At 74.1% G+C, this 22,059-nt stretch carries 17 protein-coding genes and 1 pseudogene; 7 read left to right on the top strand and 11 right to left on the bottom strand.

Translation table 11 applies throughout. The features are described 5' to 3' along the window. Window positions 1–11 precede the first annotated feature (11 nt). From ACGF1Z_RS30730 to ACGF1Z_RS30720, 3 genes are read right to left on the bottom strand one after another with little or no spacing between them, the layout of a single operon-like run. Window positions 12–1,358, bottom strand: a complete 1,347-nt coding sequence (locus ACGF1Z_RS30730; RefSeq protein WP_393009299.1) for an ABC transporter substrate-binding protein — start codon at window positions 1,356–1,358, stop codon at window positions 12–14. After that, window positions 1,355–2,197 (bottom strand): carbohydrate ABC transporter permease, encoded by an 843-nt coding sequence (locus ACGF1Z_RS30725; RefSeq protein ID WP_393009298.1) that lies wholly within the window; start codon window positions 2,195–2,197, stop codon window positions 1,355–1,357. The genes ACGF1Z_RS30730 and ACGF1Z_RS30725 overlap by 4 nt, the downstream gene beginning before the upstream one ends. Window positions 2,198–2,207: 10 nt before the next feature. Then, window positions 2,208–3,134, bottom strand: coding sequence for a carbohydrate ABC transporter permease (locus tag ACGF1Z_RS30720; RefSeq protein WP_393009297.1), 927 nt, complete (start codon window positions 3,132–3,134; stop codon window positions 2,208–2,210). 153 nt (window positions 3,135–3,287) lie between these two features. Here ACGF1Z_RS30720 and ACGF1Z_RS30715 point away from each other — a divergent pair, with 153 nt between their 5' ends. Both ACGF1Z_RS30715 and ACGF1Z_RS30710 read left to right on the top strand, forming a co-directional pair. Continuing rightward, on the top strand, window positions 3,288–4,145 hold the full coding sequence (locus tag ACGF1Z_RS30715; RefSeq protein WP_393009296.1) for a phosphotransferase enzyme family protein: 858 nt from the start codon (window positions 3,288–3,290) through the stop codon (window positions 4,143–4,145). A 52-nt stretch (window positions 4,146–4,197) separates the two neighbouring features. Next, entirely contained in the window at window positions 4,198–5,019 is an 822-nt protein-coding gene (locus tag ACGF1Z_RS30710) for an alpha/beta fold hydrolase (RefSeq protein ID WP_393009295.1), read from the top strand. A 5-nt stretch (window positions 5,020–5,024) separates the two neighbouring features. On the opposite strand, the gene ACGF1Z_RS30705 is transcribed toward ACGF1Z_RS30710, so the two are convergent. The 4 genes from ACGF1Z_RS30705 to ACGF1Z_RS30690 form a co-directional block, all read right to left on the bottom strand. After that, the gene (locus ACGF1Z_RS30705; RefSeq protein WP_393009294.1) at window positions 5,025–5,747 is read right to left on the bottom strand and encodes a 3'-5' exonuclease; all 723 of its coding nucleotides are present in this window, start codon (window positions 5,745–5,747) and stop codon (window positions 5,025–5,027) included. A 76-nt stretch (window positions 5,748–5,823) separates the two neighbouring features. Beyond that, a complete protein-coding gene (locus ACGF1Z_RS30700) occupies window positions 5,824–7,077 on the bottom strand; it encodes an SAV2148 family HEPN domain-containing protein (protein WP_393009293.1) in 1,254 nt (417 codons plus the stop codon). Between the two features lie 140 nt (window positions 7,078–7,217). Continuing rightward, window positions 7,218–8,525, bottom strand: a complete 1,308-nt coding sequence (locus ACGF1Z_RS30695) for a copper amine oxidase (protein ID WP_393009292.1) — start codon at window positions 8,523–8,525, stop codon at window positions 7,218–7,220. Window positions 8,526–8,576: 51 nt separating this feature from the next. Next, complete coding sequence (locus tag ACGF1Z_RS30690; RefSeq protein ID WP_393009291.1) at window positions 8,577–9,395, bottom strand: Tat pathway signal sequence domain protein; 819 nt, start codon at window positions 9,393–9,395, stop codon at window positions 8,577–8,579. A gap of 151 nt (window positions 9,396–9,546) precedes the next feature. Between ACGF1Z_RS30690 and glgX the strand changes: the two genes are divergently transcribed. The 3 genes from glgX to ACGF1Z_RS30675 all read left to right on the top strand — a co-directional run bounded on the left by glgX (window position 9,547) and on the right by ACGF1Z_RS30675 (window position 15,316). Then, window positions 9,547–11,667, top strand: coding sequence for a glycogen debranching protein GlgX (gene glgX, locus ACGF1Z_RS30685; protein WP_393009290.1), 2,121 nt, complete (start codon window positions 9,547–9,549; stop codon window positions 11,665–11,667). 414 nt (window positions 11,668–12,081) lie between these two features. Continuing rightward, window positions 12,082–14,445 (top strand): malto-oligosyltrehalose synthase, encoded by a 2,364-nt coding sequence (gene treY / locus ACGF1Z_RS30680; protein ID WP_393009289.1) that lies wholly within the window; start codon window positions 12,082–12,084, stop codon window positions 14,443–14,445. 394 nt (window positions 14,446–14,839) lie between these two features. Further along, the gene (locus tag ACGF1Z_RS30675; RefSeq protein ID WP_393009288.1) at window positions 14,840–15,316 is read left to right on the top strand and encodes an SsgA family sporulation/cell division regulator; all 477 of its coding nucleotides are present in this window, start codon (window positions 14,840–14,842) and stop codon (window positions 15,314–15,316) included. A gap of 206 nt (window positions 15,317–15,522) precedes the next feature. Here ACGF1Z_RS30675 and ACGF1Z_RS30670 read toward each other — a convergent pair whose 3' ends face one another. The 4 genes from ACGF1Z_RS30670 to ACGF1Z_RS30655 all read right to left on the bottom strand — a co-directional run bounded on the left by ACGF1Z_RS30670 (window position 15,523) and on the right by ACGF1Z_RS30655 (window position 19,076). Then, window positions 15,523–16,194 (bottom strand): hypothetical protein, encoded by a 672-nt coding sequence (locus ACGF1Z_RS30670; protein WP_393009287.1) that lies wholly within the window; start codon window positions 16,192–16,194, stop codon window positions 15,523–15,525. Continuing rightward, the gene (locus tag ACGF1Z_RS30665) at window positions 16,191–16,769 is read right to left on the bottom strand and encodes an RNA polymerase sigma factor (RefSeq protein ID WP_393009286.1); all 579 of its coding nucleotides are present in this window, start codon (window positions 16,767–16,769) and stop codon (window positions 16,191–16,193) included. Before ACGF1Z_RS30665 ends, ACGF1Z_RS30670 begins: the two co-directional genes overlap by 4 nt. A gap of 222 nt (window positions 16,770–16,991) precedes the next feature. After that, window positions 16,992–18,023 carry a cytochrome P450 gene (locus ACGF1Z_RS30660; RefSeq protein ID WP_393009285.1) on the bottom strand — a complete coding sequence of 344 codons (1,032 nt, stop codon included), beginning with the start codon at window positions 18,021–18,023 and terminating at the stop codon, window positions 16,992–16,994. Between the two features lie 495 nt (window positions 18,024–18,518). After that, on the bottom strand, window positions 18,519–19,076 hold the full coding sequence (locus ACGF1Z_RS30655; RefSeq protein WP_393009284.1) for an FHA domain-containing protein: 558 nt from the start codon (window positions 19,074–19,076) through the stop codon (window positions 18,519–18,521). A gap of 117 nt (window positions 19,077–19,193) precedes the next feature. Between ACGF1Z_RS30655 and ACGF1Z_RS30650 the strand changes: the two genes are divergently transcribed. Beyond that, window positions 19,194–20,165, top strand: coding sequence for a GNAT family N-acetyltransferase (locus ACGF1Z_RS30650; RefSeq protein WP_393009283.1), 972 nt, complete (start codon window positions 19,194–19,196; stop codon window positions 20,163–20,165). 74 nt (window positions 20,166–20,239) lie between these two features. Then, a pseudogene (gene treZ, locus ACGF1Z_RS30645) lies at window positions 20,240–22,012 on the top strand (malto-oligosyltrehalose trehalohydrolase); the annotation flags it as partial. Between the last annotated feature and the right edge of the window lie 47 nt (window positions 22,013–22,059).

Raw genomic sequence — 22,059 nt, 5'->3', positions numbered from 1 at the left:
GTCGTGGAGGATCAGTCCCGTTGGTAGCGGGCGAGGACCCGGTTGCCGTCCACCACCAGCCGGTGCCTCAGCTCCGCCGTTCCGATGGCGCCGCTGTAGTACTCCTGGAACGCAGGCGTGGCGACCTTGTCCTTCCACTCCGGATAGCCGCGCACCGACTGGGCCGGGGCCGGGCGCAGGTGCCGGGCCACGGCCGCGCCGGTGGCCCAGCCGTACGCCGGGGTGTGCAGGGCGGGGTCGGCGAGGGCGGCCGTGGAGGTGGGCAGCATCCAGTCGCCGAGGGCGAGCCGGACCATGTTGCGGGGCTGGAGGAAGAAGTCGAGGAACCGCGCGGCCTCCCGCTTGTGCGGGCTGTCCTCGGCGATGGACAGGGTCTGCGGGCTGACCCCCTGCGCCGGCCCGCCCGCCCCGGCCGGGGCGGGCAGCACGGTCCAGTCGAAGCCCTCGGGTGCCTGCTGCACGATCTGCTGACGGTACGAGAAGCCCAGCGGGACCATCGCGTACCTGCCGCCGAAGAAGCCGGGCAGCGTGTCGGAGCCGCCGCTGCCGAGGGTGGCCCGGGAGGCGCTGCGGTCGGTGTCGATCATGGCCCGGATGGTGCCGGGGACGACCGCGTCGGCGTCGGTGAAGCGGAGGGTGGTCCGGCCGTCCGCGCCGCGGTGGAAGAGCCGGCCGCCCGCCGACAGGCCCAGGTTGAGCGAGACGGAGACCGGCTCCTTGAGCGGCCAGGCGACGGCGTACCGGCCCTCCCCCATCCGGGCCGTCAGGTCCCGGGCGACCTGCCGGAACTCCGGCCAGGTCCACGGGCGTTCGGCGGTCGGGATCCGGACTCCGGCGTCGGCGAGGATCCTCCGGTCGGCCATGATCACGCGCGGTTCCTGGAGGAACGGCACGCCGTAGACCCCGTCCCCGAAGGTGGTGCTGCTCCAGCTGTGCGCGGGGATGTCGGCGCGCAGCCGTTCGGGCAGCAGCGTACGCAGGTCGGCGAGGTACCCGCCGTAGGCGAAGTCCGCGAGGTCGTCGGAGGCGTCGTGGACGATGTCGGGTGCCTCGCCGCCCTCGAAGGAGGTGAGCAGCTGGTCGTGGACGGAGTCCCAGCTGCCCTGGACGTAGTCGACCTGGATGTCCGGGTGGGCCGCGTTCCACTCCCGTACGAGCTCCTTGTTGGCGTCGACCGACTCCTGCTGCCAGGCGAGCGACTGGAAGCGGAGCCGGATCACGCCGTCGCCGGCGTCGCGCGCGCCGCCGCCGGTGCAGCCGCCGAGCAGCAGGACGAGGGCGGCGGCGAGCGGGGCGAGGGTCCGCAGGCGACCGGTCCGGGCTCGGCGACCGGCGCGACCGGGCCGGGCGCGCCTCATGACTTCACCGCCCCGGCCTGCAGGCCGCCGGTGATCCGCCGCTGGACGATCGCGAAGACGACGAGCGAGGGAAGGGTAGCGAGGAAGGCCGCGGCGGCGAGCGGACCGAGGTCGGCGGCGCCCTCCGCGCCGAGGAAGTGGGTGAGGACCACGGGAAGCGTCTGTTTCTCCGGGCTCTTCAGGAGGACCAGGGCGAAGAAGAACTCGTTCCACGCGGTGACGAAGGCGAAGAGGGCGGTGGCGACGATGCCGGGGGCGAGCAGCGGGCCGGTGACCGAGACGAGGGTGCGCAGCCGCCCGGCTCCGTCGACGGCGGCGGCCTCCTCCAGTTCGGCGGGGACGGCCCGCACGTAGCCGGTGAGCATCCACAGCGCGAAGGGCAGCGACCACACCACGTACACCAGCGTCAGGCCCGCGAGGCTGTTGACGAGGTGGAGGTTCTTCAGGACCAGGAACAGCGGGATGATCAGGAGCACGAACGGGAAGGCCTGGCTGACCACGACCCAGCCGCTCGCGGCGCCGGTGAGCCGGGAGCGGTGGCGGGCGAGGACATAGGCCATGGGGGTGGCGACGAGGACCGCGACGAGGGCGGCGGCGAGCGCCGCCAGCAGGCTGTTGCCGGCGGCTCTCAGCAGGGGCTGCTCGTCGAAGGCCTGCCGGAAGTTGTCGAGGGTGGGGTCCCTCGGGATCCAGGTGGGGTGCAGCGAGCCGAGCTCCGGGGCGGGCTTGAAGGCGGTCGAGACCAGCCACAGGAACGGGAAGGCGAGGAAGGCCAGGTACGCGAGGAGTGCCGCGTACTGGCCGGCGCGGGCGGACCCGCTGGTACGGAAGGCGCTCACCGGCTCTCCCTCACTGTTCCTCCTTGAGCCGACCGACGAGATACAGGGCGAGCAGCACGGAGACGACGGCGACGAGCACACAGCCCATGGCGGCCGCGTAACCGAACTGCCCGTAGCGGAAGGCCTCCTCGTAGGCGAAGAGCATGGGGAGCCGGGTGCGGCCGCCCGGTCCGCCGTTGGTCAGCACGTAGACCAGGGCGAAGGAGTTGACGTTCCAGATGAGGTTGAGCGCGGTGACGGCGAGGGCGACCGGGCGCAGCGCGGGCCAGGTGACGGTGCGGAAGCGGCGCCAGGCGCCGGCGCCGTCCAGGGCGGCGGCCTCGTGGAGTTCGCGCGGGGTGTTCTGCACGCCGGCCAGCAGGGCGACCGTGGTCTGCGGCATGCCCGCCCAGACGCCGACCACGATCACGGCGGGCAGGGCGGTGCCCAGGCCGCTGAGCCAGGCCCTGCCGTCGCCGAGGCCGAGGTCGTGGAGGGTCTCGTTGAGGAGGCCCGCGTCGGGGTTGTAGACCAGCCGCCACATGATGCCGACGACGACCTCGGGCATCGCCCAGGGGAGGATCGCGAGCGCCCGGGCGAGCCAGCGCAGCCGGAGCCGCTGGTTCAGGAGCAGGGCGAGGCCGAGGGAGAGCAGGAACTGCGGGACGGTGACGCCGACCGCCCACAGCAGCCCGATGCGGAAGGAGTCCCAGAACAGGGTGTCGTGCAACAGGTCCTGGAAGTTGAGGGTGCCGGTCCAGCGGGTGGCCTGGGTGCGGCCGGACTGGGCGTCGGTGAAGGCCAGCGCGATGCCGTAGAGGAGGGGCCCGACGCTGAGGACCAGGATCGGCAGCAGCGCGGGCAGGACCAGGAACCAGGCGCCGAAGTCGCGGCCGGGGCCGCCGGGGGCCCGGCCCGGGGTGGTGCGCTCCGCGGACCGCCCGGGCGCGGTCGTCACACTCGCCAATGCTCCCCCTGTGCGCGGTGTGCCACCTTGCCTGGGACCCGGTCATCGTCCTGAGGGCCACCGGGTTCGTCAAGGTGACCTGCACGGATGCGAGACTTTGGCGGAATCGCATCCGCTGTGCGCACCTGCTGTGGGGAGAGAACGATGGACGAGGCCCGGGCCCGGGAGATCCTGGCCGCCGCGGGACTGCGGGCGGCCGACGCGAGCCTGCTCGCGCTGGGCGAGAACGCCGTCTTCGCGCTCGGCGACCTGGTCGTGAAGGTCGGCCGCGACCCCGATGTGCTGCCGCGCGCCGCACACGAACTGACCCTCGCGGCCTGGCTGGCATCGGCCGGTGTCCCGGCCGTCCGGGCCGCCGAGGTCGAGCCGCTGGTGGCCGAGGGGCACCCGGTCACGCTGTGGCACCGGCTGCCCGAGGCCGTGCGGCCCGCCGAACCCCGTGACCTGGCCCCGCTGCTGCGCCGGATCCACGCCCTGCCCGAGCCGGCCGGGCTCACCCTGCCGCGCCGCGAACTGCTCGGCGGGGTGGAACGCTGGCTGCGGCTCGCCGGTGACGCGATCGACCCGGCCGACGCCGCCTTCCTGCGCGAGCGCCGCGACTCCTTCGCCCCGGCGGCGGCCGCGCTCACGCCGCACCTCACGCCCGGACCGATCCACGGGGACGCGCTCCCCCGCAACGTCCACGTCGGCCCCGAGGGGCCGGTCCTGGTGGACCTGGAGACCTTCTCCTCCGATCTGCGCGAGCACGATCTCGTGGTGCTCGCGCTGTCGCGGGACCGGTACGGCCTCGACCCGGCGGCCTACGACGCCTTCACCGAGGCCTACGGCTGGGACGTCCGGGAGTGGGAGGGCTGCGCGGTGCTGCGCGGGGCGCGGGAGACGGCGAGCTGTGCCTGGGTGGCCCAGCACGCGCCGGCGAACCCGAAGGCGCGCGCCGAGTTCGAACGGCGGGTGGCCTCGCTCCGGGACGGCGATACCGAGGTGCGCTGGTACCCCTTCTGACATCATGAGCCCTGGCGAACCGGCCGGTAATGAACGGGGTGTGGGGATGCGGATGGAACTGTCGGAGGTCACGCTCGACGTCGAGGTCAGCGGTGAGGGGCCGGCCGTGCTGCTGCTGCACGGATTTCCGGACTCGCACGCGCTGTGGCGCCACCAGATCCCGGCTCTGAACGCGGCCGGCTTCCGGACCTTCACCCCGACGCTGCGCGGCTTCGGCGGCTCGGACCGGCCGGAGGGCGGCGTCCAGGCGTACCACCCGGCGAAGCACGTCGGCGACATGCTGGAGCTGCTCGCCCGTCTCGAGGTCGACCGCTGCCACGTGGTGGGCCACGACTGGGGCTCGGGGGTGGCGCAGGGCCTCGCGCAGTTCGCCGCCGAGCGGGTGGCGAGCCTGACGGTGATGTCGGTGGGCGACATCACGGCGGTCCTCGGGCCGGACGGCTGGCTGGAGCGCCAGCGCATGTGGCACATGACGATGTTCCAGTTCGAGGGGCTCGCCGAGGAGTGGCTGTCCCGCGACGACTTCGCGAACCTGCGCCAGATGCTCACCGGCCACGCCGACCTCGACGAGGTGCTGGAGCCGTTGCGCGCGCCCGGCGCCCTCACCGCGGCCCTGAGCATCTACCGGGCCGCCCTGCCCATGGAGGTCCAGCTGGGCGTGCCCCCGACGCCGTCGGCGTTCACCATGCCGGTGATGGGCGTCTGGTCCACCGGCGACCGCTTCCTCACCGAGCGCCAGATGACCGCCATGGCCGCGCGCGCCGTCGGGCACTGGCGCTACGAGCGGGTCGAGGACGCCGGTCACTGGCTCCAGCTGGACCAGCCGGAGAGGGTGAACGAGTTGCTGCTCTCCTTCCTGAAGGAGAACGGCTGACCGGCTCAGGGAGCCACGGTCACCGCGGAGCGCACCGGCCACACCGGGTCGACGACCGCGTCCGCCTCGCCCTTGCGGCGCAGGAAGGACTGGAAGTCCTCGGCCCACTCCCGGTACCAGTCGATCTGGCGCTCGTGCAGCGCCGCCGGGTCGAGCGCCGCGACCGAGGCGTGCCGCTCGGCTATCGCGATCGCGACGCGGACGGCGGCGAGCGCGTCGGCGGCCGCCTGGTGGGCGGCGGTGAGCTCCACGCCGTACTCCGCGCAGACGGCTTCCAGGGTGCGCTTGCCCCGCCGGTAGCGGTCGACGGCCCGGTCGATGGTGTACGGGTCGACGACCGGGCCGATGCCCCTGCCGCCGAGCCGCTCGTCCAGCGAGGGCAGTCCGTGCCGCCGCAGTTCGGCGGTGAGCAGGGTGAGGTCGAACGAGGCGTTGTACGCCACGACCGGGACGCCCTGGGCCCAGTAGCCGGTCAGGGTCTCGGCGACCTCGTCGGCCACCTCGCGCACCGGGCGTCCCTCGGCGGCGGCGCGCTCGTTGCTGATGCCGTGGATCGCGGACGCCTGGGCGGGGATGCGGATGCCCGGGTCGGCGAGCCAGTCGCGCTGCCGGAACACCCGGCCGCCGTGGACGCCGACGATCGAGGCCGTGACGATGCGGGCCTCCAGCGGGTCGGTGCCGGTCGTCTCCAGGTCGAAGCCGACCAGCGGTTCCCCATGCCAAGCCATCGGGTCCTCCTTACGTGATCTCCCCCGTGGTGAGGGACACCCTCGCACGGCGCACTGACAATCCGGTCCGGGGGCGTCAGGAGACCGGCCGGGAGTCGAGCCACACCGACTCGAACTCCTCCCTATATGTGGCGAAAAGTCCGGTTTCACCGTCTCGGTCGAAGCCCTGCCCGGCCCGCACCACGTTCCGTCCGCCCCCGCGCAGCACCAGCACCGGCGCCTCCATGCCGCGGGCCTTGCGGAGGTAGGACTGCACGACCCCGACCCCGTCCGGCCCGTCGCCGTCGACCAGGTAGGCGGTGAACCGCGGCGTCTCGTCGAAGACGTGGATCTGGAAGGCGCCGGGGTCGCGGAGCTTGGAGCGCACCCGGCGCATGTGCAGGATGTTCATCTCGACCGAGCGGCTGAGCTCGCCCTTCTTCAGGCCCAGTTCCCGCTCGCGCCGCTTGACGGCGCTGCTGGCCGGGTTGAGGAAGAGCAGCCTCGTGCGGCAGCCGGACTCGGCGAGCCGGACCATGCGCCGCCCGGAGAAGTTCTGCACGAGCAGATTGAGGCCTATGCCGGTGGCGTCGAGGCGGCGGGCCCCGCCGAACAGGTCCTCGGCCGGCAGCTGCCGCTGGAGCCGGACCCGGTCGGGATGGACCGAGACGACGTCCGCGTACCGGTCGCCGACCAGGTCCTCGACGGCGTCGACCGGGAGCCGCTCGGCCGAGGGCACCCCCGCCCCGCTGCCGAGGATGTCCAGGAGCCGCGCGGAGGCCCGCTCGGACTGGGCGAGCACGGTCAGCGACAGCGCACGGTTGCGGGAGACGACGTTGCGGGCCACCTCCAGCTCGTCCAGCGCCAGTTCGACCTCGCGCCGGTCGTCGAAGTAGGGCTCGAAGCAGGGCCAGTGCTGGACCACCAGCTCCCGGAGCTGCGGGAGCGTGAGGAAGCTGAGGACGTTGTCGTCCGCCGGGTCGAGGAGATAGCCCTTGCGGCGCGAGACCTCACGGACGGCCACCGCCCGCTGGACCCATTCCTGTCCGGCCGGCCCGGCCGCCGCCACGACCCAGTCCTCGCCGTGCACCGGCTCGTAGACCGGCCGCAGCACCGCCGCGACGACGGCCCGCAGCCGCTGCTCGACGAGATTCAGCCAGATGTAGGCGCGGCCGGCCCGCTGGGCCCGGGTGCGCACCTCGCTCCACGCCTCCGCGCCCCACTCCAGCTCGGCGCCGATCTCCACCGGCCGCGCCACGGAGACCGCGCCGGGCGGACCCTCCGCGGGCTCGGCCGGTCCCCCGTCGTGACCCGCCTCGCCTGGGGGCAGCTCCAGACCTCCCGAGCTCACCCGCGCACCGCCTTCTGCTCCCGGACATCCGGTCCGGCCGACTGGACGACCAGCCGACAAATCTGACAATGATCGGCAACGATCAAGGAAGGGTACTCCGGGAGCGGGAGGCGGTGCAGCAGGATCGACCGGCCCGTTGCTCAACTCCCCTGGGCGGGCTTGCCGTTCTGGCCGGCGAGATCGGCCGGAGTGAGCGGATTCATAGCGGTTACGTCCCGGGGCGCGAGCTGGAAGCCCTGCCAGTGCACGGGCATCGGCTGCTGGTCCTCGTCCCGGGCGACGTGGTGGAACCCGATGTTGACCCACACGGCCGGGTTGGTCAGCGTCTCCCCGTTGACCCACTTGTCCACGCTGTCGGGGGCGTTGCGCCCGCAGTCGAGGATGTTGTTGCTGGCGAACTGCTCGCAGGCCCGGGCCTGGGTGAAGTAGACGTCGTGCCGGGTGAAGCCGCGGCCCGCGTAGGTGTTGGTGTGGCCGGGCACGATCTCGTACGAACGGGCGTGGCCGTCCTTGTTCTTGCCGGTCGCGCTCACCACCCGCCACCAGCGCATGTTCCTGGCGTCCCCGGCGAGCTCCTTGGTGACCGGGGTGCGCTTGGTCGTCACGGTCGGGCTGCCGTCGCGGGCCGGCGGGGTGACCGTGGAGTCGTACTGCTCGACGCGGCCCTTGTCGCTGCCGTCGAGGCCGAAGTCCAGCTTCCAGAAGACGTTGTGGGCGTGGCTGGTCGCGTAGTCGCGGGCGCCCTTGCCGATGGGCCAGCCGCGTCCGTCGGTGGCGTTGTAGTCGCCGGGCGACAGGCTGCCGGTGGCGCCGACGTTGGCGGCGATGGCGCCGTCGGAGGAGAAGCGCCACTCGGTGATGTACTCGTACCAGCCGACCTTGTTGACGCTGTAGACGAGCAGGTCCTTGCCCTGGGCCTGCCAGACCTTGGTGCCCTCGTCGTTGGCCATGCGGTAGGCGTGGCCGCGGGCGCGGGTGGTGGTGCACAGGCCCTTGACCTGCCCCACGTCGGGCACCTTCACGGAGGTGATGGTGCCGCCGGGGCACTCCCCCGGCTTGAGGTTCTGCAGGCCCCAGCCGAAGCCGGCGCCGGTGAGGTCGTCGTACTCGGCGTTGCCGTCGTCGTACGGGACGTGGATCTGGGCCAGCTTGGCGCTGTTGAGGACCCGGATGGGGGCGGGCTCCCCCGGCGGCTGGTAGGTCACCTTGTCCAGGACCAGCCCGGAGTCGGTGGAGTAGCGCCAGCACATGCGCCACACGGTGCCGCCGTCGAGCTTCTGCTCGATGCGGTACGCGGCGGAGCAGTCGGCGGGCGCGGGCGCGGCAGGTGCGGCGGGGGCGGCGCTGACGGGCGTGGCGCCGCTCGTGGTGGCGACGGTGCCGAACAGGGCGCCGGCGGCGAGGACGGTGCCCGCGGTGCGGGCATGCCGAAGTCGCGGAGAGGTCATGGCGAACGTACTCCCTCGGTACGGACGTGCGGGGTGGGACCGGGCCGGTGGTCAGCCGACGCGGGTGACGCTCCTGGCGCTGAGGTCGACGATCAGGTTGCGGGTGTCGATCCAGGAGCCGTTGAGGATCTTGGTGACGAGCCGGAGGCACCGGTGCTCGCCGCACTTCCGCAGCTGCGCGGGGACGTCCGCCTCGCGGTAGGTGCGGTAGACGTCGCCGTTGAACCAGAGCTGCCGGGTGGAGGTGAGCTCCTTGCCGGTGGCGTCCTGGTAGTCCTCCTTGACGCCCTTGCCGAGCGGGCTCGCCAGGATGAGCTCCAGGGCCGCGCGCAGTTCCTCGGGGTGGGCGGAGGGCTGCACCCCGCGCTGCACGCCGGACTGCTCGATCCGGCCGGTGCCGAGGTTGACCGTGCGGGTGACGAGCTCGTCGCGCCGGTAGTCGTAGAGGCGGACGAGGGCGCGGCGCGGGCCGTCCGCCCGGTCGCCGGGGAGCGGGTCGGCGAGCTCGGTGCCGAGGCGCTGGGGACCGCGACCGCCTTCGGCGTTCCTCTGTGCGGCGGCTCCCGGCGGGGTCAGGGCCAGGGCCTCCGCCCGCTTCAGCTCGTCGTCGGTGAGCGGGTCGGTGCCGATGCCCTTCGCGCCCTCGGGCTGTGCGGAGGCGAGGGTCGCGGGGCCGGGCTCGGGTCCCTCCGTGCGCGGCGCGCCCGGGCTCCCGGGGGCCGTGCCGCCGGTGGCGGCGGCGCCGCGAGGCACCTCGTCGGCCCCGGCGTTCCCGGGCAGGGCGACCGCGACCGCGACGGCGGTTCCGGTGATCGCCATGGCCGTGCCCGCCACCACCTTCCCCAGGTGACGCCGCACTATTTCGTACATATTTCCCCCCAGTTCTTCAATTTTCCCCCTATTGAGATGAGTGGTCACCCGGTAGGACGGGTCGAAGTCCTAGGAGGTTGCGCCTGTTTCGGGCAGGATCTGGCCGAAGAACCCCCCTTACCCCCGGATCAGAAGTGGAAGAGTTTCGCCTATGCAGGTCTGGCCGGGACAGGCGTATCCCCTGGGCGCCACCTATGACGGCGCCGGTACCAACTTCGCGGTCTTCTCGGAGGCCGCCCACAGGATCGAGCTGTGTCTGCTCCATGACGACGGCTCGGAGACGGCGGTGGAGCTCCGCGAGACCGACGCGTTCGTGCGGCATGCCTATCTGCCGGGTGTGATGCCCGGCCAGCGCTACGGCTTCCGGGTGCACGGCCCGTACGCGCCGGAGCACGGGCAGCGGTGCAATCCCGCCAAGCTGCTCCTCGATCCGTACGCACGTGCGATCTCGGGCCGGGTGACGTGGGGAGAGGCGGTGTACGGCTACCACTTCGGACGGCCGGACTCGCGCAACGACCTCGACTCGGCACCGCACACGATGACCTCCGTCGTGGTCAACCCGTACTTCGACTGGGGCGACGACCGGCGCCCGCGCACCGAGTACCACCACACGGTGATCTACGAGGCCCACGTGAAGGGCCTGACCATGCTCCACCCGGACCTCCCGGAGGAGCTGCGCGGCACCTACGCGGGACTCGCGCACCCGGCCGTCATCGGCCACCTGAAGGAACTGGGCGTCACCGCACTGGAGTTGATGCCGGTCCATCAGTTCGTGAACGACCACCGGCTGTCCGACGCGGGGCTCTCCAACTACTGGGGCTACAACACCATCGGCTTCTTCGCCCCGCACAACGCCTACGCCTCCTGGGGCGACCGCGGACAGCAGGTCCTGGAGTTCAAGTCCGCCGTACGGGCCCTGCACCAGGCCGGCATCGAGGTGATCCTCGACGTGGTCTACAACCACACCGCCGAGGGCAACCACCTGGGCCCGACGCTCTCCTTCCGCGGCCTGGACAACCCCTCGTACTACCGGCTCGCCGAGGACCCCCGCTACTACACGGACACCACGGGCACCGGGAACTCGCTGCTCATGCGGTCCCCGCACGTGCTCCAGATGATCATGGACAGCCTGCGCTACTGGGTCACCGAGATGCACGTCGACGGCTTCCGCTTCGACCTGGCGGCCACCCTGGCCCGCCAGTTCCACGAGGTGGACCGGCTGTCCTCGTTCTTCGACCTGGTGCAGCAGGACCCCGTGGTCAGCCAGGTCAAACTGATCGCCGAGCCGTGGGACCTGGGCGAGGGCGGCTACCAGGTGGGCAACTTCCCGCCCCAGTGGGCCGAGTGGAACGGCAAGTACCGGGACTGCGTCCGCGACCTGTGGCGCGGCGAGCCGCGCACGCTCGCGGAGTTCGCCTCCCGGCTCACCGGGTCCTCGGACCTCTACCAGGACGACGGGCGCCGCCCGCTCGCCTCGGTCAACTTCGTGACCTGCCACGACGGGTTCACGCTGCACGACCTCGTCTCGTACAACGACAAGCACAACGAGGCCAACGGCGAGGGCAACCGGGACGGCGAGAGCTACAACCGTTCGTGGAACTGCGGAGCCGAGGGCGACACGGACGACATCGGGATCCTCGAACTGAGGGCCCGCCAGATGCGCAACTTCCTGGCCACGCTGATGCTGTCGCAGGGGGTGCCCATGCTGGCCCACGGCGACGAGTTCGGGCGCACCCAGGGAGGCAACAACAACGCCTACTGCCAGGACAACGAGGTCGCGTGGGTGCGCTGGCCGAAGTCCGGCAGCGCACCGGAGGCGACGCTCCTGGAGTTCACCCGGGCGATGGTGCGACTGCGCCGCGAACACCCGGTGTTCCGGCGGCGCCGCTTCTTCCACGGGCGGCCGGTGGAGGGCACCCACGACGAGCTCACCGACATCGCCTGGTTCACGCCCCAGGGCGAGGAGATGACCGCCCGCGACTGGCAGGCGGCCCACGCGGGGGCGCTGACGGTCTTCCTCAACGGCAACGCGATCTCCGAACCCGGCCCGCAGGGCGAGCGGATCGCCGACGACTCCTTCCTCCTGATGTTCAACGCCTCGTCGGAGGAGCTGGAGTTCGAGGTGCCCGACAGCCACGGCGAGTGCTGGAAGGTGGTCGTGGACACCTCCCACCCGGAGGGCATGCCACCGGAGCACGGCCCGGAGGTGGACGCGGGCGAGCGCGTGACCCTCGCCCCGCTCACGCTGACGGTGCTGCGCCGCCCGGCCTGAGCGGCCCGGCGGCGGGCGGCCGCGCGCTGCCGGCGGGCTCGCCCGGCGCGGCTGCCTCCGCCGGCGCCCGCCCGGGCCGCGGCGGACCGCGGCCGGGCGCACCGGTGCCGGCAGCCGGGCTGCGCGCGACCCGGTGCCGGGTCGCGGGCGGCCCGGCACCCGCCGCCGAGACCGGCGCCGACATCTTCCGGCCATGCGGCGGCGGCACGAGGGGAGGCCCCGCGCCGGGTCCGCCCGGCACCGGCAGACGGACGCCCCGGACGGGCACGTCCGTTCGGCGGCACTCGTACGGGTGATCCTCGGCCCGCTGCCGCCCAGGTCGGCCCCGGGCCGCACCCCCGCGTAACGCGCGCCACACGAACGGACGCGGAGGGCGATGACACAGACGCCTCCGAGCGGGGTACGTACGTTCGCATGACGTCCTCCTCGGAACGGGCGCTGCCCACCGCCACCTACCGGCTCCAACTCGGCCCGGAGTTCCCGTTCGCCGCGGCCGAGCAGGCCGTGCCGCATCTCGCGGAGCTCGGGATCTCGCACCTCCACCTGTCCCCGGTCCTGGAGGCGGTGCCCGGCTCCTCGCACGGCTACGACGTGACCGACCACCGCTCCGTACGGGCCGAGCTGGGCGGCGAGAGCGGACTGCGGGCGCTCGCCGCCACGGCCCGGGCGCACGGCCTCGGCCTGGTCCTCGACCTGGTGCCCAACCACATGGCGGCCTCGCCCCGGCACAACCAAGCCCTGCGCGCCGTGCTGCGCGAGGGCCCGGAATCGCCGTACGCCCGCTGGTTCGACATCGACTGGGCGGCGGGGGACGGGCGGATGCTGCTGCCGGTGCTGCCGGCCCGGCTGTCCGAGGTGCGCGAGCGGATGCGGGTCGCCGACGGGGTCCTCACCCTCGACGGACAGGAGTTCCCGCTGCGCGAGGGCACCGGGGACCTGCCGCTGGACGAGCTGCTCGACGCCCAGTGGTACCGGCTCGGCTGGTGGCGGCTGGCCCGCACCGAGCTCAACTACCGCCGGTTCTTCACCATCTCCGACCTCATCGGGGTGCGGGTCGAGGACCCGGAGGTGTTCGCCGCGACCCACGAGAAGGTCCTGGAGCTGGTCGCGGACGGGGTGGTGGCGGGGCTGCGGATCGACCATCCGGACGGGCTCGCCGACCCGGAGGGATATCTGGAGCGCCTGGAGGAGGCCACCGGCGGGCGGTGCTGGACGGTGGTGGAGAAGATCCTCACCGGCGCCGAGCCCCTGCCCCCGTCCTGGCCGGTGGCCGGCACCACCGGCTACGACGCCCTGCGCCACGTGGACGGGGTCTTCACCGACCCGGTGGGCGCCGACGAACTCGCTGACGTCTACCGCGGGTTCGTCGGCCGGGCCGGGGACCGCGGCGGCTACTGGGAGGCGACCGCACGCCGGGCCGCGTACAAGGTGGTGACGCACGAGCTGGCCGCCGAGACGGCCGCGTTGACCCGCATCGCCGACCGGATCTGCACCGCGGACCCACGGCTGCGCGACCACGCCCCCTGGGCGCTGCACACCGCGATCCGCGAACTCCTCGTCCGGGTGCCGGTGTACCGGCCGTACCGCACCGGCGGCGAGCTGGTCCTCACCCCGGAGGCGGCGCGCGGGGCGAAGGCCGCGTTCGCGGTGCCGGAGGAGGCGGCGGCGGTGGACACGGTCCGCGACCTGGCCCTCGGCGGGTGCGGGGACGGTCCGGAGCACCGGGCGTTCCGGGCCCGCTTCGCCCAGACCTCGTCGGCGCTGCGGGCCAAGTCCGTGGAGGACACGGCCTTCTACCGCTACACCCCGCTGCTCTCGGCGAACGAGGTGGGCGGCGACCCGGGCCGCCCCGCGACCACCCCCGACGAGTTCCACGCCTACTGCGCGCGGCTCGCCCGCGACTGGCCGTCCACCGGGACCGTGCTCACCACCCACGACACCAAGCGCAGCGCGGACGTACGGGCCGGGATCGCGGTCCTCGCGCAGTGCCCGCAGCGCTGGGCGGAGCTCCTGGAGGAGGTCTCCGGGGTGCCCGCGCCCGATCCGCACCTGGCGTGGACGGCCTGGCAGACGGCGTTCGGCTTCGGCAGCCCGGACGCGGCGCGGCTCGGGCCCGCGATCCTCAAGTCCGTGCGGGAGGCGGGGCTGCACACCAGCTGGACGGAGCCGGACGCCGGGTACGAGCGGGCCGTGGCGGAGTTCGTGGCGGCCGGACCGGGCCGGATCCCGCTGCGCAACGCCTCGGAGGCCGCGTTCGCCCTGGAGCCCCACATCCGGGCGCAGGTCCTCGGCGCCGCGCTCGTCCAGTTGACGATGCCGGGCGTGCCCGAGCTCTACCAGGGCACCGAGCGGGAGTACCGGGCCCTGGTCGACCCGGACAACCGGGCGCCGTTCGCGATCGGCGCGGACGACGACAAGACGGCCCTGGTCCGCGCGGCCCTGCGGCTGCGCCGCGCCCACCCGGAGTGCTTCGGCCCCGCGGGCACGTACGCCCCGCTGTCCGCGACCGGCCCGGCGGCCCCGCACTGCCTGGCCTTCGGCCGCGCGGACCGGGTCCTGACGGCCGTCACCCGGCTCTCGCTGCGGCTCGCGGAGGCCGGCGGCTGGCAGGACACCTCGCTCGCGCTGCCGGCGGGCCGCTGGCTCGACGCCCTGGACGGCATCCGGGAGTTCACGGGTGGGCCGGACACGCCGGTGAAGCTTGCGGAGCTGTTCGAGGAGCGGCCGGTGGCGCTGCTCGTGCGGGACTCCGGCGCGCCCGGCGGGGAGCCCCGTTGACGGGATGACGATCACGAGAAGTGACCGGATCGGCCGGCTCGTCGGCACGGCGTTCGGGCTCCCTTGGGGCGTCGGTCGCGCGTCGTCCTCCCCTCGCGGGCGGACGAGGCGCGCCGAGAGCGTGAGACCCCAGGGCCATCGGGCCACGTCGAACTGCCGTACGGCGGGGCCCCCTTCGCCGTCGGCCGGCTCGCCGCCCGGGACCGCCAGGCGGAGGGCGCGTCGGACGACCGGGCGTCCGGGAGCGGGACGGAGGGGTCCGGACGCGGGGTCCGGACGCAGGGGTCCGCACCCCGCCGCACGGATTCCGCCAGGTGCGCGCCGGCACGCATAGGTCGGGCGACAGCGGTTACGCGCAGAGCAGACGAGTGCAGGTGTCGAAGGGAGAACGGACATGTCGGAAGCGCGGCGACGCGGCGACCGCGCCGGGCACACGGCGGCGGCCCCGGCCGGCCCCTGGCGGACGACGGGGCGACGGGTCTACGCCGACCTGGAGTTCCCGATCGACGTGACGTTCTCCTACGATCCCGACGATCCGTGGGCGGTCCGCGCCTCCTTCGGGGAGATCGGCCGCCCGGTCGACTGGACGCTCTCCCGCGAGCTGCTCCACACCGGGACCCGGGCCTCCTGCGGGGAGGGCGACGTGCAGTTGTGGCCGCTGCGGTCCGGCGGCCGCGCCGGCCTGCTGCGGATCCGCCTCGGCGGTACGGGCGTCCCGGTGATGGTCGACGTCGACGGCACGGCGCTCCGCCAGTGGCTGTCGACGACCTTCGACACGGTGCCGGCCGGGACCGAGGCGGACCGGATCGACTGGGCGGCCGAGGCGGTCCACATCGGGCCCGGGGTGGCTCCGGTGCCTCCGGCGGACTAGGACCGGCGTTCGCCCCGGCGGCATGTCCCGGGAGGAGGCCCCACCTCGCCCCCGGGCCGTAGCCCCGTCCGCCCGTGCCGTATCCCTGGCGAGCCCCACCTCGGCCCGTGCCGCTCTCCTCCTCCCTCCCCCGTGCCGTGTCCCGGGAGAGGGCCCCGCCTCCGCCCCGGCCGTGACGCTTCGGCCCGGGGCGCAGGGGGACGGGACTACGGTCGGGTGCCCGGGGCCACGTAGCCCGCACCGATGCCGTTGTCGGACTCCGGGACGCACGCGGGGACCTCGCGCACCACCGACATCTGCAGCGTGCCGATCCGCCCGTGGCGCCCCGTCGTCGCCACGAACAGCAGGTGGTCCCCCTCCGGAACGGCATCCGGCCTGATCAGCGAGAGGCGCCCGTCGGTCGCGGCGCCCGCGCCGTCCCGGGGGAACACCTTCGTGGAGTCGGCGCGCGGGTCGTAGAGCACCGTGGCGCGGCACGAGGCGGAGAAGGTCGTCACCACCGCGGGGATGCCCGCCTCCCGCAGGGCGGCCTGCAGTCCCGGGATGCCCCTGGGGCTCATCACCTCGACGGCGATCGTGTCGCCGGGAAGGGTCTTCACCACGTAGTCGGCGGTGACGATGTCGAGGCCGGCGCTCCCGGTGCGGTGCGGAGCCGGCCGGGCCGACGGGCCGCCGGGGACCTCGCCGCCGGCGCTCCCGCCGGCCAGGGGAACGGCGACGGCCGCGGCGACGGCGGCCGCGACGGCGCCCAGGGCGAGGACCGGCCGACGGCGGACGGCGCGGACCCGGGCGGGCCGGCCGGCCGAGGCGGCCAGAGTGGTGGCGCGGGCGTCGAGTTCGGCCGCGAGCTGCTGCTTGAAGTGCAGGGGTGCGTTCACTGGGTGGCCTCCAGAACGGCTTCGCGTCGGTCGGTACGGATCTGTCCGGTGGCTCGCAGCGCCTTGCGGGCGCGGTGCAGCCTGACCCGGGCGGAGGCCGAGGTGATCCCCAGGGCCCGTGCCGCCTCGCGCGTGGTCAGCCCGTCCAGGACGACGAGGTCCAGCACCTCGCGCAGGGGGTCGGACAGTGCCGCGTGTGCGGCCGCCATCCGGCGGGCGGCGCGGGCGGCGTCGATCCGGCCCTCGATGGCGCTGATGTCCTCGTCGTCCAGGAGTCGCCGGCCGGTGATCCGGGCGACCGCGTGCGACTCGCGGGTGCTGCCCCGGAAGTGCGCGGAGATGACGTTGCGGGCTATGCCGTACAGCCAGGCGACGGGTGCGCCGCGACGGGCGTCGTAGGTGTGCGCGTTCTCCAGGGCGGCCAGGAAGATGTCGGCCGTGAGGTCGGCGGCGAGGTGCGGGCTGTCGACGCGCCGGGTGACGAAGCCGAGCACTGCGTCGAACTGCTGCTCGTAGAAGGCGGCGAACCCGGCGGGGTCACGCACGGGTGGTGCTGTCGAATGCTCCGCTGGCACGGATGACTCCTTGGGGCAGGGCGGCGTGTGGTGCCTTACACCTCTACTTGGCCGCACCGCCCCGAAGCGTTACACGCCGCTGCCCGGTGATCCGCCCTGCGGCCCCTGCCGGTCGGCGTCGGTTCCCCCGCCGGGGGCCGTCGGCGCCCTGCGCGCGGCATCTCCGCCGACCGCACGCTCCGACGCCTCCGGGGCCCGGCCTGACCCCGGGGACGCGCGCCCCTAGCCGCCCGGCCGGACGATCAGGCTCCGGGGTGCCCGGGTGATCACGCCCGTGCGCTCGGGGCGGAAGCCGTCGGCGAGGCGGAGGCGGGGCATGGCCTGGAAGAGGGCGCGCAGCGCGTACTCGGCCTCCAGGCCGGCCAGGGTGACGGCCGGGCAGAGGCCGCTGCCGTAGGTGAGCTGGCCCGGGTCGTCGCGCAGCGGGTCGTAGCGGTCCGGGTCGCGGAAGCGCTCGGGGTCTCGGCCCGCGGCGCCGATGAGCAGGGCCACGGGGGCACCGGAGGGAAGGGTGCCGCCGGACACCCGGATGTCGCCGTGGGCACGGCGCATGACGACCTGGACCGGCGGGTCGCGTCGCAGGGACTCCGTCCAGGCGCGGGCGACGAGTTCGGCGGGTGCGTCGCGGAGCGCGGCGACCTGGTCGGGGTCGGCGAGGACGTCGGCGAGGAAGCCGGCCAGGGCCTTCTCGCGGACCGCGATCTGGGCCGTGCACTGGCCGGTGAGCGCCGAGACGGCCCGGCCGCGGACCAGCCGCATCATGTCCCGGTAGGGGACGCCGACCGCGGCGGCGACGGTGCCGGCGGGCAGCCAGTGACAGAAGTCGGCGACGAGGTCGGCCCGGGGGCGGTCGGCGAGGCGGCGGGCGAGGACGAACGCGGTGCGTTCGGCGACGGCCCGCAGTTCGGCCTCGTCCACGTCCGCGTGGGTCTCGGCGCACGGCGGGTCGCCGGGCCGGTGCCCGTGGGTGAACCGGGCGTCGGTGAGCGCGCCCGCCACGTCCGCGTACCGGCTGAGCACCCAGGACCGCAGCAGCGGGTCGTAGGTGAGCGGGAACTCCTCCCGGAGCACCCGGTAGGTGCGGTACGGGTCCCGGGTGGCGCCCGGCTCCAGCGGGCTGGGCGCGACCCGGCGGGCGGTGTGGTCCGCCCCGGCGGTCGCCGCCCGGCTCCCGGCCGGTGCCATGGCGGGCACCCTGGCCCATGGGCCGCGCCACGGAGCGCGGTGCGGCGGGTGCTTCGGCTCGTCGCTCATCTGGCCCCCTCCTCGGTCAGCCGGGCGTCTGCCCAGCCCACCACCGGGTGGACCCGGTTGCAGCAGGTATACCGCCGAACGGGTGGTTCCAGGAGGCGAAGGTGCGCCACTTCGCGCCGCCGCCGGGACCGGCCGGTTCCCGGCGCGACGGGCCGGGCCGGAGCGTGGGCGCGTCGGCAGCCGGGTCCGTCGCGGGCAGCGTCGGAAGCCATCGTGGGCCCGCGCCGCCCGAGCGTGCCGGAGGAGCGCAGGGACGGGACGCAGGGCGCACCAGGTGCACGGGGCGATCGCGTGGGCGGAGACCGACCGGACCGCGCAAGACCGGACCGAGCGGGACCGAGCAGGACCGGACCGGGCGGCCGACCAGGACCGGACCGAGCAGGACCGGACCACGTACGCGAGGCGAGCGCGCCCGAGCGCGTCCGCCCACCACGCCGCCCGCCCACGCCGCCCGCCCACGCCCACGCGGCCCGCCGCGCGCCCGAGCGGCTCCGGTCAGTTCAGCGAGAGCCGGAACGCCATCTGTCCGAAGGACACCGCGTCCCCCGCCCGTACGACCACCGCGCCCGTGACCCGGCGCCCGTTGACCGTCGTACCGTTCGTGGACCCGAGGTCCCGCAGCACCCACAGGCCGCTCTGCAGCGACAGTTCCGCGTGCAGCCGGGAGACCGTCTCGTGGCTGAGCCGCAGTCCGTTCACCGGGTCGCGCCCGATCCGCAGCGGATACGGGCCCGGTTGCGGGAGCAGCAGCTTCGGCAGCCGCTCGGCCTGCCAGGCGCGCCCCAGCTTCGCCGTGAACGCGGACATCCGCTCGACCGCGTTCACGACCTTCCGCGTCCACGTCGACTCGGTGGCGAGATCGGCGGTGAGCAGCGCGAGTTCGTCGGAGCGGCGGGCGACGAGCGCCCGTTCCATCCGGAAGAGGAAGGTGTCGTGCGACAGACGTCCCTGTGCGGCGCCCTCGCGGAGCACGGCGAGCGCGCGCTCCCGCTCGGCGTCGGTCAGCCGAGGAGAGTCCGGCGGGTTCGCCGGCAGCTCGTAAGGGGTCGTCACATCCGTGATTGTCGGCCGGAAGGGGCCGGGGTGTCCAGAAGGGCCCCGACAACCCGGGTGCCTCCCGGCGTGATCGTTGCTACGGTCTGCGCCTTCGACTACCTGGGGGATCCCCGTATGACCGCTGAACCTGCGCTCGTCGTCCGGCCGCTCTCCGGACCGCAGGAGCTCGACCTGTTCACGCGTCTCCACTACGTCCTCGACCACGAGCTCGAGGACGACCTCACCACCGGCCGCCGCGTCCCGGAGTGGATGTGGGTGGCGCTGCGCGGCGACCGGCTCGTCGGCCGCCTCTCGTGGTGGACCTCACGCGCCGGAACCGGCCCGCAGGCCCTGGACTTCTTCGACCTCGATCCGGCGCTCGGGGCCGACGAGGCCGCGGAGACCGGCCGCGGCCTCCTGGAGACGGCGTCCACGGCGGTCCTCGGCGCCGGCGCGCGCCCCGAGTACGGGCGCTTCATGCCGGCGGACTGGCGCGAGGTGCCGGAGACCCGCGCGTATCTGGAGACGCTCTTCGGGGTGCTGGAGGCCTCCGGCGCCCGCCCGCTCGTCGAGCGGCTGCGCCTGGAGTGGCGGCCGGGCGCCCCGGTCCCCGAGCCGGGTGGCCGCCTGGTCTTCCGGCCGGTCCGGGACCGCGAGGACCTGCTCGCGCTGATGACCCCGGTGATGGAGGGCACCCTCGATGCCCACGGGCAGGCCGACCTGGCGTCGGGGCTCTCACCGCGCGAGGCGGCCGAGCAGTACTTCGACGAGGAGCTCGCCCACTACACCACGCCCCGCGCGTGGTGGCGGATCGCCGAGCTGCCGGGGACCGGGGAGCCGGTCGGCTTCGTCGTGCCCGCGCGCAACAACTATCACCCGATCATCGCCTACATCGGCGTCCTGCCGGACCACCGCGGCCACGGCTACGTCGACGACATCCTGGCCGAGGGCACCCGGGTGCTCGCCGCGCAGGACGTGCCGCGGATCCGGGCGGCGACCGACCTCGGCAACGTGCCGATGGCGAAATCCTTCGCCCGGGCCGGTTACGTGGCCTTCGAGCGGGCGATCAACTTCGTGTGGGACGTGCCGGGCACGCCGGGCGACTGACTGCCAGGATGGTCCCGTAGCCGTGTCCAGGCGCACGGACACCGGACCCGGGACCTGGGTCCGGTGCCCACGCGCCCTCGACGAGGGGACTTCGCGTGCTGTTCGAGGTGTGGGCGCCGCACGCCCGTGACCGGGTGACGCTGGAGCTGAACGGCGTACGGCATCCGATGGAACGGGACGCCGAGCGGCCCGGCTGGTGGACGGGGGTCGTTCCCGCCGCCGACGGCGACCGTTACGGCTTCGCCCTCGACGACGGGCCGCTGCTGCCCGACCCGCGCTCCCGGCGCCTCCCGGACGGCCCGGACGGCCTGAGCGCCGTCCTCGACCACGACACGTACACCTGGCGCCACGACACCCCGCGGCTGCGCCTGCGCAGCGGCGTCCTGTACGAGCTGCACGTGGGCACCTTCACCCCCGAGGGCACCCTCGACGCGGCCGCGGAGCGGCTGGGGGAGCTGGCGGGGCTCGGCATCACCCATGTGGAGCTGATGCCGCTGTGTCCGTTCCCCGGGGTGAACGGCTGGGGCTACGACGGGGTCGCCCCCTGGGCGGTGCACGAGCCGTACGGGGGACCCCAGGCGCTCAAGCGCTTCGTGGACACCGCCCACGGGCTCGGCCTCGGCGTGGTCCTGGACGTGGTGCACAACCACCTGGGCCCGGACGGCAACCATCTGCCCTCCTTCGGCCCCTACTTCACCGAGACCCACCACACGCCGTGGGGTGCGGCGGTGAACCTGGACGCGCCCGGCTCGGACGAGGTCCGGGCGTACTTCCTGGGCAGTGCGCTCGCCTGGCTGCGGGACTACCGGATCGACGGGCTGCGGCTGGACGCGGTGCACGCGCTCGCCGACACCCGGGCGCTGACCTTCCTGGAGGAACTGTCGGCGGCCGTCGACGCGCTGGCCGGGGAGCAGGGCCGGCAGCACTTCCTGATCGCCGAGTCCGATCTCGCCGACCCGCGCACCACCACCCCGCGCGCGGCCGGCGGGCTCGGCGTCCACGCCCAGTGGAACGACGACTTCCACCACGCCCTGCACGCCGCCCTCACCGGCGAGTCCCAGGGCTACTACGCGGACTTCGCGCGCGCCCCGATGGCCGCGCTCGCCAAGACCCTCACCCGGGTCTTCTTCCACGACGGCACCTGGTCCGGCTTCCGCGGCCGGCGCCACGGACGCCCCGTGGACCGCGAGCGCACCCCCGCGCACCGCTTCCTCGGCTACGCCCAGACCCACGACCAGATCGGCAACAGGGCGACGGGCGACCGCCTTTCGGCCACCCTCTCCCCCGGTCTGCTCGCCTGCGCGGCGGCCCTGGTCCTGACCGGCCCGTCGGTGCCGATGCTGTTCATGGGCGAGGAGTGGGGGGCGAGCACGCCGTGGATGTACTTCACCGACCACACCGACCCGGAGCTCGCCGAGGCGGTCCGGCGCGGCCGGCGGCGGGAGTTCGCGGCACACGGCTGGGCCGAGGAGGACGTGCCCGACCCGCAGGAGCAGGCGACCCGGGACCGCTCGGTCCTGGACCGCTCGGAGCGCGAACGCGATCCGCACAAGCGCCTGCTGGCCTGGCACCGGGAGCTGATCGCACTGCGCCGCACCCAGCCGGACCTCACCGACCCGGATCTGGCCGGGGTGAGGGTGGCGTACGACGAGGAGGCCCGCTGGCTGGTGTTCCGGCGCGGCTACCTCCGGGTCGCGGTCAACCTGGGCGGGGAACCCGCGGACATCGCGCTCGGCTCCAACGGCCGCGACCGGGTGCTCGCCGCGTGGGAGCGGACGGAGGCGCCCGGCCGGGACGGTCTGCTGCGGCTGCCCGCGGAGTCGGCGGTCGTCCTGGCGGACGGCTGAGGGGGCCGGGGCGCGGTGGCCCGTGCCGGCCGGCACGGCTGCCGGGC

Origin of the sequence: Streptomyces sp. NPDC048018, assembly GCF_043202995.1 — a bacterium.
Lineage (GTDB): Bacteria > Actinomycetota > Actinomycetes > Streptomycetales > Streptomycetaceae > Streptomyces.
This window is presented reverse-complemented; position numbering and strand designations above follow the sequence as displayed.

Bases quoted from the DNA above. Each gene is read 5' to 3' on its own strand.
- treY (WP_393009289.1), top strand. From the start codon at position 12,082: ATGACGTCCTCCTCGGAACGGGCGCTGCCCACCGCCACCTACCGGCTC.
- ACGF1Z_RS30715 (WP_393009296.1), top strand. From the start codon at position 3,288: ATGGACGAGGCCCGGGCCCGGGAGATCCTGGCCGCCGCGGGACTGCGG.
- glgX (WP_393009290.1), top strand. From the start codon at position 9,547: ATGCAGGTCTGGCCGGGACAGGCGTATCCCCTGGGCGCCACCTATGAC.
- ACGF1Z_RS30650 (WP_393009283.1), top strand. From the start codon at position 19,194: ATGACCGCTGAACCTGCGCTCGTCGTCCGGCCGCTCTCCGGACCGCAG.
- ACGF1Z_RS30695 (WP_393009292.1), bottom strand. From the start codon at position 8,525: ATGACCTCTCCGCGACTTCGGCATGCCCGCACCGCGGGCACCGTCCTC.
- ACGF1Z_RS30705 (WP_393009294.1), bottom strand. From the start codon at position 5,747: ATGGCTTGGCATGGGGAACCGCTGGTCGGCTTCGACCTGGAGACGACC.
- ACGF1Z_RS30675 (WP_393009288.1), top strand. From the start codon at position 14,840: ATGTCGGAAGCGCGGCGACGCGGCGACCGCGCCGGGCACACGGCGGCG.
- ACGF1Z_RS30730 (WP_393009299.1), bottom strand. From the start codon at position 1,358: ATGAGGCGCGCCCGGCCCGGTCGCGCCGGTCGCCGAGCCCGGACCGGT.
- ACGF1Z_RS30690 (WP_393009291.1), bottom strand. From the start codon at position 9,395: ATGTACGAAATAGTGCGGCGTCACCTGGGGAAGGTGGTGGCGGGCACG.
- ACGF1Z_RS30710 (WP_393009295.1), top strand. From the start codon at position 4,198: ATGGAACTGTCGGAGGTCACGCTCGACGTCGAGGTCAGCGGTGAGGGG.
- ACGF1Z_RS30660 (WP_393009285.1), bottom strand. From the start codon at position 18,023: ATGAGCGACGAGCCGAAGCACCCGCCGCACCGCGCTCCGTGGCGCGGC.